This window comes from Verrucomicrobium sp. GAS474, from assembly GCF_900105685.1.
GTDB lineage: Bacteria > Verrucomicrobiota > Verrucomicrobiia > Methylacidiphilales > GAS474 > GAS474.
Genome location: NZ_LT629781.1, coordinates 3,536,002 through 3,552,679 on the forward strand (window position 1 = coordinate 3,536,002; position 16,678 = coordinate 3,552,679).

Consider the following 16,678-nt stretch of genomic DNA (forward strand, 5'->3'; position numbering starts at 1 on the left):
CGTGCATTGTTGAAAAAATAAGCCAATCGGGTAATTAGTATCGCTCAGCTGAACACATTACTGTGATTACACTTGCGACCTATCAACGAGGTGGTCTACCTCGACCCTAATGGGGATATCTCATCTTAGGATAGGCTTGGCGCTTAGATGCTTTCAGCGCTTATCCTTTCCGAACATAGCTACCCGGCGCTGCGTTTGACAACACAACCGGAACACCAGAGGTTCGTCATTCCCGGTCCTCTCGTACTAAGGAATGAACCCTTCAAATATCCTGCGCCCACAGTGGATAAGGACCGAACTGTCTCACGACGTTCTGAACCCAGCTCGCGTACCGCTTTAACCGGCGAACAGCCGGACCCTTGGGACCTTCTCCAGCCCCAGGATGCGATGAGCCGACATCGAGGTGCCAAACCGCGCCGTCGATATGAACTCTTGGGCGCGATCAGCCTGTTATCCCCGGCGTACCTTTTGTCCGTTGAGCGATGGCAATTCCACATTCTACCACCGGATCACTTAGTCCTACTTTCGTATCTGCTCGACTTGTAGGTCTCGCAGTTAAGCTCACTTCTACCTATATGCTCGACGCATGATTACCAACCATGCTGAGTGAACCTTCGAACTCCTCCGTTACTCTTTGGGAGGAAACCGCCCCAGTCAAACTGACCCGCTGCCATTGTCCCCCTGCCAGATAATGGCGAGGGGTTAGAATTTTCATGAAGAAAAGGTGGTGTTTCATTGGCGGCTCTGCAATCCCCGCAAGGATTGCTTCAAAGCCTCCCACTTACGCTAAGTATTCCACATAAAAATCCAGTAACAGCTTACAGTAAAGGTGCACGGGGTCTTTCCGTCCTACTGCAGGAAGGCGGCATCTTCACCGCCATTACAACTTCGCTGAGCTCCTCTTTGAGACAGTCGTCAACTCGTTACACGATTCGTGCAGGTCGGAACTTACCCGACAAGGAATTTCGCTACCTTAGGACCGTTATAGTTACGGCCGACATTCACTGGGACTTGGGCTCAAAGCTTCGCCTTGCGGCTGACCTCTTACCGTAATCTTCCAGCATTGGTCACGTGTCACTCCCTATACGTCGTCTTGCGACTTAGCAGAGAGCTGTGTTTTTGTTAAACAGTCGGTTGACGCAATTTTCTGAGACCCTATTGCTAGGGTACCCCTTCTTCCGAAGTTACGGGGTTAATTTGCCGAGTTCCTTAAAGAGGTTTCACTCACGCGCCTTAGTCTACTCGACTCACCCACCTGTGTCGGTTTACGGTACGGGCACCTTAGTATACACCAGAGCTTTTCTCGGCACAGTATTCAAGAAATTCCCTCAGAATTGCTTCCTCAGTATGCCTTGCGGCACCAGGACGTTCAACACCTGGAATCTCTCCTACCATGCGTCCCTCTGGATTAAATGTCGGTGGCGCTGGAATATTAAACCAGCTTGACATCGCCTACGCCTTACGGCCTCGACTTAGTTCCCGGCTAACCCTGGGAGGACGAACCTTCCCCAGGAAACCTTGGGTTTACGGCGGACAGGAATTAAACCTGTCTTATCGCTACTCATGTCTGCATTCTCACTTCAAAGCGCTCCACAGTTGGTTTCCCTCCTGCTTCACAGCACTAAGAACGCTCCCCTACCAAACACCAGGATCGAAATCCCGGTGCATTCGAAGCTTCGGTATTGTGCTTAATCGCCAATCATTTTCGGCGCTAAGTTTCTCGATGAGTCAGCTATTACGCACTGTTTAAATGATGGCTGCCTCTAAGCCAACATCCTCACTGTTTTAGAAACTTAACATCCTTTCCACTTAGCACAATTTGGGCACCTTAGCTGTCGATCTGGATTGTTTTCCTCTCGACTACGAAGCTTATCCCTCGCAGTCTGACTCCCGTGTTTCATTCTATAGTATTCGGAGTTTGATTAGATTCGGTATCCGGGTATGGACCCTAGTCTATCCAGTGCTCTACCCCTATAGATCAGCACACGAGGCTAGCCCTCAAGCTATTTCGGGGAGAACCAGCTATCAGTGGGTTTGATTAGTCTTTCGCTCCTACACACAGCTCATCCCAGAAGTTTTCAACCTTCACGGGTTCGGTCCTTCATTTCCGGTTAAGGAAACTTCAACCTGGCCATGCGTAGATCACCTCACCTTCGGGTCTACTGCCAGCGGCTTAACGCCCATTTCAGACTCGCTTTCGCTTCGCCTCCATCCCAAAGGGACTTGGACTTGCCACGGACAGTAACTCGCAGACTCATTAAGCAAAAGGCAGGCCATCACCCTTGCGGGCTCTGACACCTTGTAAGCACATAATTGCAGGTTCTATTTCACTCCGCTCACAGCGGTTCTTTTCACCTTTCCCTCGCGGTACTGGTTCACTATCGGTCGCTAGTTAGTATTTAGCCTTATGCCGTGGTCGGCACGAATTCATACGAAGTTTCACGTGCATCGTATTACTCAGGGTACCTCTAGGTATGATCATGTTTTCGATTAAAGGCCTCTCACCTTCTATGGGGCGACTTTCCATCCGCTTCATCTAACACAATCAATTCCACATCGAGGCCCTATAACCCCCAAAAGTAAACTTTCGGGTTTGGGCTGTTCCGCTTTCGCTCGCCACTACTTACGGAATCACTGTCGTTTTCTTTTCCACAGCTTACTGAGATGTTTCACTTCAGCTGGTGTCGCGCAGACGGTGCTATGAATTCACACCGCTGTAGCCAAATATTACTCTGGCTGGGTTACCCCATTCGGAAATCCCCGGATCAAAGTGTGCTTACCACTCCCCGAGGCTTATCGCAGTTTGCCACGTCCTTCATCGCCTACTAGCGCCAAGGCATTCATTATGTGCTCTTAGTAGCTTATTTTCTTACATTGGTTCTCATCTCAACGATTGCTCGTTGAGTTGAAAAAATTGCTCAACAAAAGTTGTAATTTTTTCCGCGTTACCTGTAGTTTTCAAAGAACGTTACCCTGGCCTTGCGGCCGGGAAAGCGTTGCAAATCGGGAATCTTTATTTTTGATTGAGATAATTTTTGTCAGGCTCTTATCACCAGCATTGAAGTGGTGGGCCTGACTGGATTCGAACCAGTGACCCTGCGCTTATCAAGCGCATGCTCTAACCAACTGAGCTACAGGCCCCTGCAAAGTGTCCGAAAAATACTTTTGTGGAGGCAAGGGGATTCGAACCCCTGACCTATAGCTTGCAAAGCTACCGCTCTACCAACTGAGCTATGCCCCCGGTGAGTGTTTTGGTCAGGGTCTCTTACCTTGTTTTAGATCGAAGCGACAAGACTGAATTGTGCGGAACGTCAAGTACCTTAATTCCTTTCGGTTTTAAGGCTTTAACCACATGCAGAACATCTTGCGACGTTCGGGTTAGTGGTCGACCTGATTTGCCAGAGCCTTTGAGCAATAAATTGCAAAGGGTAATCAAATCTACTCCTTAGAAAGGAGGTGATCCAGCCGCAGGTTCCCCTACGGCTACCTTGTTACGACTTCATCCCAATTACCGACCATACCTTAGGCGGAAACCGACTTCGGGTACAATAGGCTTTCATGATGTGACGGGCGGTGTGTACAAGGCCCGGGAACGTATTCACGGCGCCGTAGCTGATGCGCCATTACTAGCGATTCCAACTTCATGGAGGCGAGTTGCAGCCTCCAATCCGAACTGGGCTCAGTTTTAGGGATTTGCTCCACCTCGCGGTCTTGCTTCCTTCTGTACTGAGCATTGTAGTACGTGTGCAGCCCCAGGCGTAAGGGCCATACTGACTTGACGTCATCCCCACCTTCCTCCCCGTTAAACAGGGCAGTCTGAACAGAGATCCTTTCGGCAACAGTTCATAGGGGTTGCGCTCGTTGCGGGACTTAACCCAACATCTCACGACACGAGCTGACGACAGCCATGCAGCACCTGTGCAATTCGCTATTGCTAGCCAGAGACTTTCATCCCTTGAACAATGCATGTCAAGCCTGGGTAAGGTTCTTCGCGTTGCATCGAATTAAGCCACATACTCCACCGCTTGTGCGGGCCCCCGTCAATTTCTTTGAGTTTTAATCTTGCGACCGTACTCCTCAGGCGGTGCGTTTAACGAGTTATCTACAGCACCAGCGGGGTCGAATCCGCTAGCGCTTAACGCACACCGTTTACAGCTAGGACTACTGGGGTATCTAATCCCATTCGCTCCCCTAGCTTTCGTGTTTCAGAGTCAGGTATCTTCCAGGAAGCCGCCTTCGCCACCGGTGTTCCTCTTGATATCTACGCATTTCACCGCTACACCAAGAATTCCGCTTCCCCCTCCGATCCTCTAGTCTGACAGTATCGAATGCAGTTCCATCGTTGAGCGATGGGATTTCACACCTGACTTATCAAACCTCCTACACACCCTTTACGCCCAGTGAATCCGAACAACGCTCGGGACCTCTGTATTACCGCGGCTGCTGGCACAGAGTTAGCCGTCCCTTCCTCCCTGCATACTATCAGACTCCGGTGATATTAGTACCGTAGCTTTGCTCTGCAGTGACAGGAGTTTACAATCCGAAAACCTTCATCCTCCACGCGGCGTCGCTCCATCAGGGTTTCCCCCATTGTGAAAAATTCTCGACTGCTGCCACCCGTAGGTGTCTGGACCGTGTCTCAGTTCCAGTGTGGCTGGTCGTCCTCTCAGACCAGCTACCCGTCATAGCCTTGGTGAGCCATTACCTCACCAACTAGCTGATAGGCCGCGGGCTGCTCGAAAAGCGTCAGGTCTTGCGATCCCTAACTTTAAAGTCTCCTTCACATGGGGCATTACCTCACCTTTCGGTGAGCTATTCCCCACTTTTCGGCACATTCCCACGTGTTACGCACCCTTTCGCCACTCAAACTCATCTAATATTGCTATCAAATGAATTCGCGTTCGACTTGCATGTCTTATCCACGCCGCCAGCGTTCGTTCTGAGCCAGAATCAAACTCTCCGTAAATGATGGCCTATTGCTAGGCCTTTATTTTCGTGAATCTGTATTACTGACCTTCACTAAATTCGATCCGAGAATCACGAAGACTCATCGAACCGTGTTTGTATAGGTCACACCCTTCGCATTGCTGCGGAGGGTTGATATTACTCTTAGAACTTGACGTTCCGCACAATTCAATCTTGTGCTTCGTCTATCTAAATTATCTCAATCTTCCGCTCACTCCCTATGGAGCGGTCGATTCCCAATATTGCCAAAGAACGCGTTTGATTTTACTCAAACTAAAAATCTTGTTTCAGGAGCCGCCTCCCAAACCCTTTCGTCTCGTCTTCCGATCCGAACCCTCTCAACTTTTTCAATCGAAGGGGTGTGAACCGTATCAGCTTTTTCAAAACCGTCAAGCGACTTTTTTTAATTTTTTCGCTTTTCTTTCACACCCTTTCGTTTGATCGAGTCAATCGAAGGGGTGCTAAGCGTATCAGTTTATTTTAAACCGTCAACCGGTTTTTTTAACTTTTTTCGCTTTCGTTTTGGCGGCTTCGACTCGGCTTTCGCTTTCGTCTCATTCCGCGCTGCTGAAGTAATCCAAAGAACAATCTCGAACGGGAGGGTCATCATATTGAAATTGGCTCTCGGGTCAACGGGTTTTTGGAATGTTTTCCCCGCTTCATTTGCTTCTCGCTGATTATCAGCGCGAAAACGGGTGTTCTTTTTTTCGTCGTTTCTCGTACTGCGGCAGCGGATTGCGCGAGTTTGTACGTTTTTCGCATCGAAACTCCCCTCCCCGATGGCTGCGGAGGCTGATGAAATGGGCGTACGCGGCGCTTTCCCTTCTCCTCCCTCTTCTTGCGTTTTCGGAGCTAAAAAGAGAACGCGAAAGCGGAGTTACCCGATAAAATGGGGCTTCGGCGGGGTACGGAAAAACGCGAAAAGGGCGTCTCTTCGCGATGGAAGAGACGCCCTGGAATGCGAGCGCGGCGGTGCGGGAGGACTGAACGAGGCTTATTTGGCCCCTTGGGCGATCTCGGAAACAGTGGTTTCGAGGCGGAGATGGTCCATTTTTTCGAGAGGAAGGCTGATGAAAAGCTCGAGACGGCGGCGGATGAGGAGGCTGACGGCGGCAATCTTCTCGAGTTTTTCCTCTTCGCTGCCGGTGAATTGGGCGGGATCGGGGACGCCCCAATGGGCGATGACGGGCTGTCCGGGCCAGGCGGGGCAGTCTTTGCGGGCCTCGTCGCAGACGGTGATGACGAAGTCGAAGTGCTGGACGGGAAGGTCGTTCACGCTCTTGCTGCGGGCCGCGGAGGCATCGATTTTCCAGACTTCGCGCAGGTGGCGCAGGATGAGGGGATTCACTTCCCCGGCGGGACGGACGCCGGCGCTGTAGATCTCGAAGCGGTCTTTGGAGAGGTGCCGGAGGATGAATTCGGCGAGAATGCTCCGGGCGGAATTGCCGGTGCAGAGAAAGAGGATCTTGGGTTTGGGGGGGAGCATGATCCCCTGTGGTAGCACGCCTTCGTTACGATACGGGGGCGAATGGGTGAAACCTGGCGGGACAGCGGGAAGGGCTATTCCCCGCCCCACACCCCAAGAAAGCCCTACTCCCCCATCGACGGCGCGGAGGACGGTGCCGGGGGGACCGGCTGGGCCTCGGGGGCGAAGATCACCTTCTCGAAGCGGCTGATTTCCCTCTTGTGCGCGTCGTAATCGAGGACTTCGGCGTACCGGCACCAGTTGAGGATAGTCTTCCAGAGCATCTTCGGCTTTTCGTGCGGGAAAATGCGGCCCAACTCGGCGATGAGCCGGTCTTCGTGAAGGATCTTATCGGGGCTGGCCTCGATGAGGCGGATAACGAGTTCGATCATCTTCAATTTGCCGATCTGGTCGTGAAGGATCCCCTTCTTGCCGCCGATGCCGAGGCTGCGGAAGCGTTTCCCGAGCGGCGTGAGGACGACGTCCTGGCCGGGCGTATCGACGAAGCCGAGCAATTCGGCCGCCTTCACGACGTTCAGCGTCGCCGCGAAGTCCTTGTTGATGAGGCAGGAGAGATCGTACAAATCTTCCGCCTCGTCGCCGAGGATCGACACGAGGCCCTGGACTTCGGAAAGGAGCGCCCGCGGCAGGGGTGTGATGATATGGGCCTGCCCGCGATCGGCGGGGCTGGTGGCGGGGATGACGCCCGATTCGGGGGAGAAGGTCGTTTCCGGCCCGTCGGGGAGGATGCTCTGGGTGAGGATGCCGTGAATCTGGGAGACGAGCTGCTTGAAGGCGGGCGAATCGGGGTCACGCGGATAGGGCAGCTCGTTCTTCACGACCGTCTGGACCCGGCACGGATGGGCGGCGAGGACGACGATCTGTCGCGCGAGGAGGACGGTCTCCTCGATCTTGTTGGTCACCAACACCATGCTATTCAGCGAGAGGGCCGGATCGGTCCAGAGGCGGAGGAGTTCGCTCCGGAGCGTCTCCGCCGTGAGGATGTCGAGGGCGCTGAAGGGATCGTCGAGACAGAGGATCTCCGGCTGGGCGATGATGGCCCGGGCGAAGCCGACGCGCTGCTTCATCCCGCCGGAGAGTTCCTTCGGCAGCGAATTGGCGTAGCCCTGGAGGCCGACCAGGTCGATGACGGTGTTGAGGCGGTCGAACTGTTCCTGCTCGGGCAACTGGAGCTTGTGGAGGCCGAGGAGGATATTCTGGCTGACAGTGAGCCAGGGGAAGAGGGCGAAGTTCTGGAAAACGACGCCGACGCCGGGATTGATCCCGTGGAGGGGGCTGTCCTTCACCCGGACCTCGCCCTGCTTCGGGTGGATAAGGCCGGCGAGGATGCGGAGGATCGTCGATTTTCCGCAGCCGGAGGGCCCCAGGAGGGCGACGGCGTCGTTGCCCCGGACGACGAGGTTGATCTCGTGGAGGATCTCCTCGCTTTCCCCGCCGTAGGCGTAGCTGACGCGGCGGAGCTCGCAAAGCGGAAGCGCGGCCGGATCGATCGGCGCGGGCTGGAAGAGGGAGGAAGGGGCGTTCATGGGAGGGTCGAGGGTTCGGGTCCGGGATGAAGGGAAGTTAGTTCAAAATGCGGAAACGATCCTGGGAGAGCCGCTGCAGGGGCTTCCAGAGAACGCGCCGGATGAGGACGAAACCGGCGATCATGACGAGGGAGGCGGCAGCGAGGTTGCCGAAGTGCTCGCTCGTCATCGCGGTGTTGATATAGGCCCCGACGCCGGTGGCGGTGTAGGCATGGCCGCTTTTCTCGACGTATTCGGAGACGATGCTGGCGTTCCACGCGCCGCCCTCGGCCGTCACCCAGCCGGTGACGAGGGAGGGGAAGATCGCCGGAAGATAGAAGCGGGTCCACTTCACCCAGCCGCTGAGCCCGGCCATGCGGGAATATTCGTCGAGCTCCGCCGGGATGACCGAGGCGCCGCTGATGATGTTGAAAAGGATATACCACTGCGCCCCGGCGAGCATGAGGACGATCGCCCCCCATTCGAGCGTCCCGTGGACGAAGAGGACCAGCGTGAGGAGGTAGACGAAGAGCATCGGCGCGGGGAAGGAGGCGATGATCTGAATGATCGGCTGGAGGCGTCCGCGCCATTTCTGGCTCTTCCCGATCCAGATGCCGACGGGGACCGTCCACAGCGTCCCCAGGATGATCGTGGCGAAGACCCGGAGCCCCGTCAGAGTGGTGACGCCGAAAATCTTGAGCCATTCCCCGAAGGGGACCGCCTTCAGCAGCAGGATGACCTGCCAGACGCCGCACCCGGCCAGGACGACGAGGGCGCCGACGGCGAGGAAGTAGATCCCCTGCCCCACCCATTCCGGCGCGCCGTCCTTCCCGTCGTCCCGCCCGGGGAGGACCGAGGCGGGGAGGACGGCGGCGGCGGAAAGATCGAAGCGGAAGATCTTCGGCTTCTGGATGAATTCGAGGAAACCGTTGATCAGGGTCGATTTCATGATCCATTCGAGGAACCACGACCGCTCGACGGGGCCCGACTGGGTCTCCTCCATCTTGAAACGCTGGGAAAGGACGACGAGGGGATACCAGAGGAGCTGGTCGAGGACGACGATGATGAAGACCATCGCCAGGCCCCCCGCGATCTGCGCGACGATGTCCCCCTCCCCCTGCGCGACGCTCATATAGGAGCCGATGCCGGGGAGGCGGAAATCGTGGTCGCCCAGGGTGAAGGCCTCCGTCGTCATGAGGAAGAACCAGCCGCCCGCCATCGAGATCATGCTGTTGAAGACGAGGCCCGAGGCCCCCATCGGCAGCTCGACGCCGAAGAGGAACTGCTTCCGCGTCATCCCCGTCAGCCTGCCGACGTCCCGATAATCCTGCGGGATCGCCTTCAGCGTGTAATAGAAGCTGAACGTCATGTTCCAGACCTGCCCGGTGAAGATCATGAGGATGCAGGCGATCTCGAGCCCGACGTTCGAGTGGGGGAAGAAACTGACGCAGGCGAGGACGAGGCCCGGGAGGAACGTCATGACTGGGAGGCTCTGGAGGGCGTCGAGCGCCTGGATGAGGAACCGTTCGGCCCGGCGGTCGTACGCCGCCCAGTAGGCGTAGCCGATCGTGAAGAGGAGGGAGAGCGCGTAGGCGATCATCCCCCGCGTGAAGGAAAAGAGCGTGTACTTCGGCAACGCCCAGAGGGAGAGATCGATGTCGACCTTGTCGCGGAGCGGGGCCTGCCACTGGCGGGAGACGTCGATGATCCCCATGAAGACCGCCACGACACCGAGGATCACGACCAGGTTGATCCAGCCCGCGCCCCGGAAACCGCGCAGGAGGGACCGGCCCAGGAGGTCGGAGACCGAAAGGCGCTGGGGGGAAGGCCGGAACGTCGGCTCAGCGTTATCGGGAAGGGGTTCGGAGCTCATCGTAAAAAACGGGAAGGCAGGGACGGGGAGTTCCACTCTGCTCTCTCTTTGTACAGCGCGTCAAGCCGCCTTCCCGATTCCTCCGGTTACGATTTGAAGACCTCTTTTTTACCGGCTCTGGAGGCTCTCCCGCGCCGCCGTCTTGCGGAGGGCGGCGGCATGGGCATGCCGGGCGCGGAGCCGTTCGTCGAACCAGACCAGCTCGAAGACCTCCCCGATGACCGTGCAGATCCCCAGCACCGGCAGGACCAGCACCATCCCCGCGATCCCGGCGATCGCCCCGCCGACGAAGATCATCCCCACGGTGAGCAGGGGATGGATATTGAGCGATTTCCCGACCGTCAGCGGCGAATAGATGAAATCGTCGACCAGCCGGACGATCAGGAAGAGCCCCCCCGCGCTCACCAGGAGCGTCGGATCGCCCGGGGCCTCGGCGACGCAGACCAGGAGAATCAGGAAGCAGCCGAGCAGGGAGCCCAGGTAGGGCAGCCACGCCAACACCGCACAGGCGAGGCCGAGGAAGAGGCAATTCCACGGATGGAACAGGGGATGGTGATGGCCGATGAGCCAGAGGCCGAACCCGAGCGTCAGCGTATCGAGGGCCGTGAGGGCCGCCATGCCCCGGAAATACTGGTGGATCTGATGATCCATCCGGTGAAACAGGAGCATCACCCGCTCGAAGAACGCATTCGGCACCCCCCGCATGAGGAGTTTCTTGAAGGAAGAGCCGTCCCGCAGGAAGAAGAACGTCATGTAGGGGACCAGCAGCAGCGGAAAAATCCAGACGGCGAGCGAGCCGAGGACCCGCGCCACGTCCCGATGGATCAATTGCCCGGCCCAGCCATGAATCGTCCCCCCCGCCAAATCGGCCGCATGGAGGCGGGCCATCCACGGATAATGATCCTCCAGCAGCCGCAGGGCCGAGAACGAGAGGCCGTCGGCCTTGCTGACGTAGAAATCGAACCGGTCGGAAAACGTCCCGAACCCGGGCAGGAGCGAGGTGACCACCAGGCCCGTCGCCGCCAGCAGCCCGACGACGACCGCCGTCACCGCCTGCCCATGGCTGAGGCCGAGCCGCTTCAGCCGCTCCGCCAGCGGGGCGCAGAGATAATAGGAGACCAGCGCCAGGGTCAACGGGACCGAGAGCCAAAGGACCGCCTTGAAGAGGAGCAGGATCAGGAACGTCGCCCCGATCACGCCGAGCCAGACCAGCGGCTGCCGGATGCCCGGACCCGTCAGATGGCGAAAGTGGGGGGAGGCCATGGCCGATCGGTCAAAAAATCAATGGATCAACTCGTTTCCCGTCTCCCGCGCCAGGAACGTCCTGAACCGCTTCGAGATCATGCAGGCCAGCTGGTAGGAAATCTTGTACCCGATCCGGTGATGCCCCTCGAGAAGCTGGAGTAACTCGGGCTGGAAGAGGCTCAGCAGCCGGGTCGGGCTCTCCGACGCGACGAGGGTCGCGGGACGCCGCGCCCCTTGCAGCAGAGCCATTTCGCCGAAGGAATCGCCGACGCCGAGGGTCAATTCGCGCCGTTCCCGGTCGCCCGTGCGGAAGGCCGTCGCCTTCCCCTCGATGATCACATACATGCTGAGCCCCTCTTCCCCCTCCTCGCAGATCACCTCGCCCGCCGTGTAGGTCCGCTCGTGGAGGATCAGCCGCAGCAGGCCCCGCTCCCGCCGGGTCAGGGTGTGGAAGAGCGGCAATTGCCGGATCACCTCGTCATTCCCCGCCGCCGGGGCCGAAGAAGGGAGAGCCTTGGCAAAGATCGATTTCAGCCGGGAGATCACGCCCCCTAACGTGGGCCAACCACCCGACGGCGTCAAGGAGCGCGGGGCAGGCTCTAGAGCCTGTTAGCGCGCCAAGGCCGCCGCCGGAATCCGGCGCACCGTCCGGGCGGGCCGCTTCGGCACCGCCGAGGCGCGGGCGGGAACCGCGGCGCGGGCCCGGGGCGAGACGACCTTCGAGGTGAAATCGGTGAACGTGATCGGCCCGGTCCAGTTCCGGGACCAATAAACGGCCCCCAGCTGGAAGCCCGACTGAGGGAACGAGGCCGGCATGTCGACCATCACCAGCTCCCGGAAACCGAAACCGGCCTCCCGGACATCGCGGACCCGCGCCTTCGTCCAGGCATGGTTCACCGTCATCAGGAAAACGACATGATCGGCGATCTCCATCCCGTGGGCCAGGAACTCCCGGATCTTCGACCAGGGGGGGTTCGTGATGATCCAGTCGCACCGCTCCTTGTAGTCGAGGAAATCGCGCCCCTCGGAAATTTCGCACCAGGCGGCATCGGCGGGCAGGTAGCGGAAAATATTCCCCTCCCCCCGGCACGGCTCCAGCACCCGGCCCGTGGGATTGAAGTGCTCGACCAATTGCCGCGCCAAAGGCAGCGGAGTCTGCACCACATCATTGCTCACATAATCCCGGTTCGGCTGGAAACGCATGGAGCTCACTGTACACTTTTTACGTAAAAGTACAGAAAATAATTCACATGTTACTAACAAGCATTCGGGAATGCGATATTTTTACCTATTTTCAATACAACATGAAGGGATCGCGAAAAAGGGGCCGCCCTTCGGGACCGGGTACATCTCCCTGTGCAGCTGGAGGCGATCCGCGCGTTTAGAGATGCAAGAGGGGTTGCCTCGCGCGACCCAAAAGGCCTACCTCCCATACGCGCACTTTACTCCGCTGAATCTAACCTTCTTGAGGGCCGAGCCATGGGAAAGAGCATCCAAGGAGCAAGCTCATCTCCTCGGTGCTGAACCCCTGAAGATATCTCTCCCATAGAGCCGTCTCCCAATAGGAGTCTGGGCGTATTGGTACCATTTACCCCCGCAGTCCGTACACTCGGACGCTCTGGAAGCAGCCGATTTTAATTCAGTTAGAAAACGAGGCGCCGCCAAAGCGCGTCCGCCTAGTTCAGGCCCTCAGAACAGGAGGTCACGGAGGGGCGAAGCCCCTCTGTGGCTATAAAGCGGATCGCCTCCAGCTGTACAGGGTCGACCCCGCCAGCCCCGAAGGGCGCTCCCCAATCCGCGCGCCCCCCTAAAAACCAATCTTTTGATATTGCATCCCGCAAAACCCTTCGGCACGATCTGCCCTCCCTTCTCTGGCTGGGTAGCTCAGTTGGTAGAGCAGAGGACTGAAAATCCTCGTGTCACCGGTTCGATCCCGGTCCCAGCCACCATTTCCCTTTAAATCAAAGGCGTCCGAATGAAACTCGTCGTCGCCATCACCGGGGCCAGCGGTTCCCCCTACGCCCAGCGCCTCCTCGCCGCCCTGGCCGAGACCGACCATCACGTCGATGTCGTCCTCAGCCCCCACGCCGCCGAAGTCGCCGCCGCCGAGACCGGCCCCCTCGTCCTGCCGGAGCGGTTCCCCGTCCACCCGGACAATACCATGCAGGTCCCCTTCGTCAGCGGCTCGTCGAAGTACGACGCCATGGCGATCGTCCCCTGCTCCATGGGGACCCTCGGCCGGATCGCCCACGGCTTCAGCGACAGCACCATCACCCGCGCGGCCGACGTCTTCCTGAAGGAAAAGCGGAAATTGCTCCTCGTCCCGCGCGAAATGCCGTGGAACCTCGTCCACGCCCGCAACGTCGTCACCCTGATCGAGGCCGGGGCGCTGATCCTCCCCGCCTCCCCATCCTATTACGGCAAGCCGCAGAGCGTCGAGGAAGTCGTCGACACCGTCGTCGCGCGGATCCTGGACCACCTCGGCGTCGCCCACGCCCTTTCCCATCGGTGGAAAGAGAGCCCGGCGAAGGAATAATGCTCCCGGGGTTGCGGAATCCCCTATCGGTTGCGGATCTCCCGGAGCGACCTTCCCCACGGCAGGCGGAAAGAGCCCGCCCCCCAGGTCGCCACCGTCCGCCATCCCTCTCCCCGAGGCTTTTGCAGCTTGGCCTTGGCACACGTGCCACCCTGCCAATATTCCAGAACGCGGTACTCCCCGGAGAGGAAGCCCGTTACCGCCTCCACATACGAGTCGGCCACCGGAGCATCGGTGCACGGAAACCACTCCATCCACAGATGACCCACCGAAAAATGCAACTCATCCCCGTTTTGCAGCGCGAGCCGAACGTCGAATTTCAACCCCGCCTGCTTCGGCAGGGTGAGACTGATTTCGACCGGTTCGCCTCTGTTTTCGACGATCTCCAAGGCCGGAAACCTCGCCGCGATGTTTGAGAAGGCTTCCCGCGCGATACCGAGCGCATCCTCGGTTTTCCGATGCGACCGGCGGAAATTCTTAACCAAAAAAGGGGCGACCATAGAATGGGAGGCGCTGCAGCGGCCGTTGTGTAGCCTATGGAGGCCCACGTCCTGAAACAACTCAAACCCCGCGCCTTCATCGGGGTTCGATCTTCCGGCAGACCCAGGATCGTCCTCTTTTTCGCCCTCTAAAACTGGACAATCGCCCGACCTCTACGATAGTAGGAGCCTTGGTCAACAAGAGCGAATTCATGCCTGAGAAAGAATCCCTTCCCCCTCGGGGCGACCTGGAGCGAGCCGTTCGCATCTACGAGACGATTCTTTCGACGACTGACGATTTCGCCTACATCTTCGACCTCCAAGGTCGCTTCCTCTACGCCAACGTCTCCCTCCTGAAGGTCTGGGACAAGACCCTCGACCAGATCGTCGGCAAGACCTGCCACGAATTGGACTACCCCGCCTGGCACGCCGACATGCACATGCGCGAGATCGAGGAAGTCATCCGGACCAAGGCCCCGATCCGGGGCGAGGTCCCCTTCACCGGGGGGAGCGGCATCTACGGGATTTACGACTACATCTTCAAGCCGGTCCTCGACGAGGCGGGCAACGTCGAGGTCATCGTCGGGACGACCCGGGACGTGACCGAGCGGAAAGGGAGCGAGGAAGCCCTCTACCGGATGGCCGCCGTCGTCGAGTCGTCCGACGACGCCATCATCGGCAAGACCCTCGACGGCATCATCCGATCGTGGAACCGGGGCGCCGAACGGATCTTCGGCTACACGGCGGAGGAAGCCGTCGGGCAGCCCATCTTCCTCCTGATCCCGAAGGAGTTGCACGAGGAGGAACTCTCCATCCTGGCCCGGCTCAGCCGGGGCGAGCGGCTCGAGCACTTCGAGACCGTCCGCCTCGCCAAGGGAGGCCGGAAGATCTCCCTTTCCCTGACCGTTTCCCCGATCCGGGACGCCAGTGGAAAAATCATCGGCGCCTCCAAGATCGCCCGGGACATCACCGAGGACAAAAAACGGCAGGAAGCCCTCCGCGAGAGCGAAGCCCGCTTCCGCACCATGGCCGACGCCGCCCCGATGCTGATCTGGGAAGCGGGCCCCGACAAGCTCTGCACCTATTTCAACCAAACCTGGCTCGCCTTCGTCGGCCGGAGCCTCGAGCAGCAGGTCGGCGACGGCTGGGTCGAGACCCTCCACCCCGACGACCTCGCCCCCTCCGTTCGGATCTACACGTCGGCCTTCGACGCCCGCCTTCCCTTCGAGATGGAGTACCGCGTCCTCCACCACACGGGGGAATACCGGTGGCTCCTCGGCCACGGCGCGCCCCGTTTCGGCAGCCAGGGCACCTTCCAGGGCTACATCGGCGCGAGCGTCGACATCACTGACAGCGTCGCCGCGAGGCAGACCGCGGTGGAGCGACGCCAGGAACTGGAGCGGCTGGTCACGGAACGGACCGCCTCGCTTCAGGAAGCCGTCTCCCAGATGGAGGAGTTTTCCTACAGCGTCTCCCACGACCTCCGCGCGCCGCTCCGCGCCATGCAGGGCTACGCCACCGCCGTGCTGGAGGACTACGGGGAAAAACTCGACGAGGAGGGCCGGGCCTACCTCCAGCGGATCATCAGTTCGGGATCGCGGATGGACCGCCTCACGCGGGACGTCCTCGTCTACAGCAAGATCCCCCGCTCCTCGATGCCCCTGAACCCCCTCTCCCTCGAAAACCTGGTTTCGGACATCGCCCAGCAATATATCCGGACGAAGACCCGGGAGGCCGAAATCACGGTCGTGAACCCGCTCCTACCGGTGGTGGGGAACGAGTCGTTCCTCTCCCAGGCGATCTCCAACCTCGTCGACAATGCGGCGAAGTTCTTCTCCCCCGACCGCCCTCCCCGGATCCGGATCTGGACCGAAGCCTGTGGGGACCAGGTCCGGCTCTGGGTCGAGGACAACGGGATCGGCATCAAGCCCGAGCACCAGTCCCGCATCTGGGGTATGTTCGAGCGGGTCCATCCGCAGCATTTGTACGAGGGGACCGGCATCGGATTGGCGATCGTCCGGAAAACCGTCGAAAAAATGAACGGCACCATGGGCGTGATCTCGGACGGCTTCTCGGGAAGCCGGTTCTGGATTCAACTTCCCGGCATCTAAACACTTATGAATCCGAACGCCGTCCTTTTGCTGGTGGAAGACGATCCCAACGACGTCTTCCTGATGAAACGCGCCCTGAAAACCGCCAAGATCGGCAATCCCCTGAAGGTCGCCGAGAACGGGCAGGAAGCCATCGACTACCTGGCGGGCCTCGGAAAATTCGCCAACCGGGAGCGGTTCCCCCTCCCGAGCCTGATCTTCCTCGATCTGAAGCTCCCCTACAAAAGCGGGTTCGAGGTGCTGCAATGGATCCGCAGCCAGTCCTTCTTGAATTCGACCCTGGTCGTCGTCCTCACCTCGTCGGAAGAGGATCGGGACAGCAGGAAAAGCCAGGAGCTCGGCTCCCGCTCCTTCCTGGTGAAGCCGCCCACCCCGGCCATGCTCACCACCCTGATGGCCTCCCTCAACGATTACTGGATGAAGGCCGCCTATTCCCCCCTTCTGTCGAGGCCCCGGTCGAGAGAGTGACCGAAAGGCC

At 58.7% G+C, this 16,678-nt stretch carries 10 protein-coding genes, 3 tRNA genes and 2 rRNA genes; 4 read left to right on the forward strand and 11 right to left on the reverse strand.

Annotation, left to right across the window (positions count from 1 at the left end; genetic code table 11):
- Window positions 1-13 precede the first annotated feature (13 nt).
- The 10 genes from BLU04_RS15055 to BLU04_RS15100 all read right to left on the reverse strand — a co-directional run bounded on the left by BLU04_RS15055 (window position 14) and on the right by BLU04_RS15100 (window position 12,277).
- Window positions 14-2,867 (reverse strand): 23S ribosomal RNA (locus BLU04_RS15055).
- Window positions 2,868-3,064: 197 nt separating this feature from the next.
- Window positions 3,065-3,141, reverse strand: a tRNA-Ile gene (locus BLU04_RS15060).
- Window positions 3,142-3,168: 27 nt separating this feature from the next.
- Window positions 3,169-3,241 (reverse strand) — tRNA-Ala (locus tag BLU04_RS15065).
- A 208-nt stretch (window positions 3,242-3,449) separates the two neighbouring features.
- Window positions 3,450-4,966: ribosomal RNA gene (locus tag BLU04_RS15070) — 16S ribosomal RNA — on the reverse strand.
- Together the 16S and 23S rRNA genes with 2 tRNA genes alongside form the textbook arrangement of a ribosomal RNA operon.
- Before the next feature lie 993 nt (window positions 4,967-5,959).
- Window positions 5,960-6,451: an arsenate reductase ArsC gene (locus BLU04_RS15075; protein ID WP_093287862.1), complete on the reverse strand. Its 492-nt coding sequence runs from the start codon at window positions 6,449-6,451 to the stop codon at window positions 5,960-5,962.
- 104 nt (window positions 6,452-6,555) lie between these two features.
- Complete coding sequence (locus BLU04_RS15080; RefSeq protein WP_093287864.1) at window positions 6,556-7,977, reverse strand: nitrate/sulfonate/bicarbonate ABC transporter ATP-binding protein; 1,422 nt, start codon at window positions 7,975-7,977, stop codon at window positions 6,556-6,558.
- A 37-nt stretch (window positions 7,978-8,014) separates the two neighbouring features.
- On the reverse strand, window positions 8,015-9,829 hold the full coding sequence (locus BLU04_RS15085) for an ABC transporter permease subunit (RefSeq protein ID WP_157895393.1): 1,815 nt from the start codon (window positions 9,827-9,829) through the stop codon (window positions 8,015-8,017).
- A 108-nt stretch (window positions 9,830-9,937) separates the two neighbouring features.
- The gene (locus BLU04_RS15090; RefSeq protein WP_093287871.1) at window positions 9,938-11,092 is read right to left on the reverse strand and encodes an AI-2E family transporter; all 1,155 of its coding nucleotides are present in this window, start codon (window positions 11,090-11,092) and stop codon (window positions 9,938-9,940) included.
- 18 nt (window positions 11,093-11,110) lie between these two features.
- Entirely contained in the window at window positions 11,111-11,620 is a 510-nt protein-coding gene (locus BLU04_RS15095) for a cyclic nucleotide-binding domain-containing protein (RefSeq protein WP_157895394.1), read from the reverse strand.
- Window positions 11,621-11,683: 63 nt separating this feature from the next.
- Window positions 11,684-12,277 carry a hypothetical protein gene (locus BLU04_RS15100; protein ID WP_197672974.1) on the reverse strand — a complete coding sequence of 198 codons (594 nt, stop codon included), beginning with the start codon at window positions 12,275-12,277 and terminating at the stop codon, window positions 11,684-11,686.
- A gap of 670 nt (window positions 12,278-12,947) precedes the next feature.
- On the opposite strand from BLU04_RS15100, the gene BLU04_RS15105 reads away from it, so the two are divergent.
- Together BLU04_RS15105 and BLU04_RS15110 are read left to right on the forward strand one after the other, a co-directional pair.
- Window positions 12,948-13,023 (forward strand) — tRNA-Phe (locus tag BLU04_RS15105).
- Window positions 13,024-13,049: 26 nt separating this feature from the next.
- Complete coding sequence (locus BLU04_RS15110) at window positions 13,050-13,610, forward strand: UbiX family flavin prenyltransferase (RefSeq protein WP_093287877.1); 561 nt, start codon at window positions 13,050-13,052, stop codon at window positions 13,608-13,610.
- A gap of 23 nt (window positions 13,611-13,633) precedes the next feature.
- On the opposite strand, the gene BLU04_RS15115 is transcribed toward BLU04_RS15110, so the two are convergent.
- A complete protein-coding gene (locus BLU04_RS15115) occupies window positions 13,634-14,110 on the reverse strand; it encodes a hypothetical protein (protein WP_157895395.1) in 477 nt (158 codons plus the stop codon).
- 191 nt (window positions 14,111-14,301) lie between these two features.
- Here BLU04_RS15115 and BLU04_RS15120 point away from each other — a divergent pair, with 191 nt between their 5' ends.
- On the forward strand, window positions 14,302-16,200 hold the full coding sequence (locus tag BLU04_RS15120; protein ID WP_157895396.1) for a PAS domain S-box protein: 1,899 nt from the start codon (window positions 14,302-14,304) through the stop codon (window positions 16,198-16,200).
- Window positions 16,201-16,206: 6 nt separating this feature from the next.
- A complete protein-coding gene (locus BLU04_RS15125) occupies window positions 16,207-16,668 on the forward strand; it encodes a response regulator (protein ID WP_093287886.1) in 462 nt (153 codons plus the stop codon).
- Window positions 16,669-16,678: the final 10 nt, after the last annotated feature.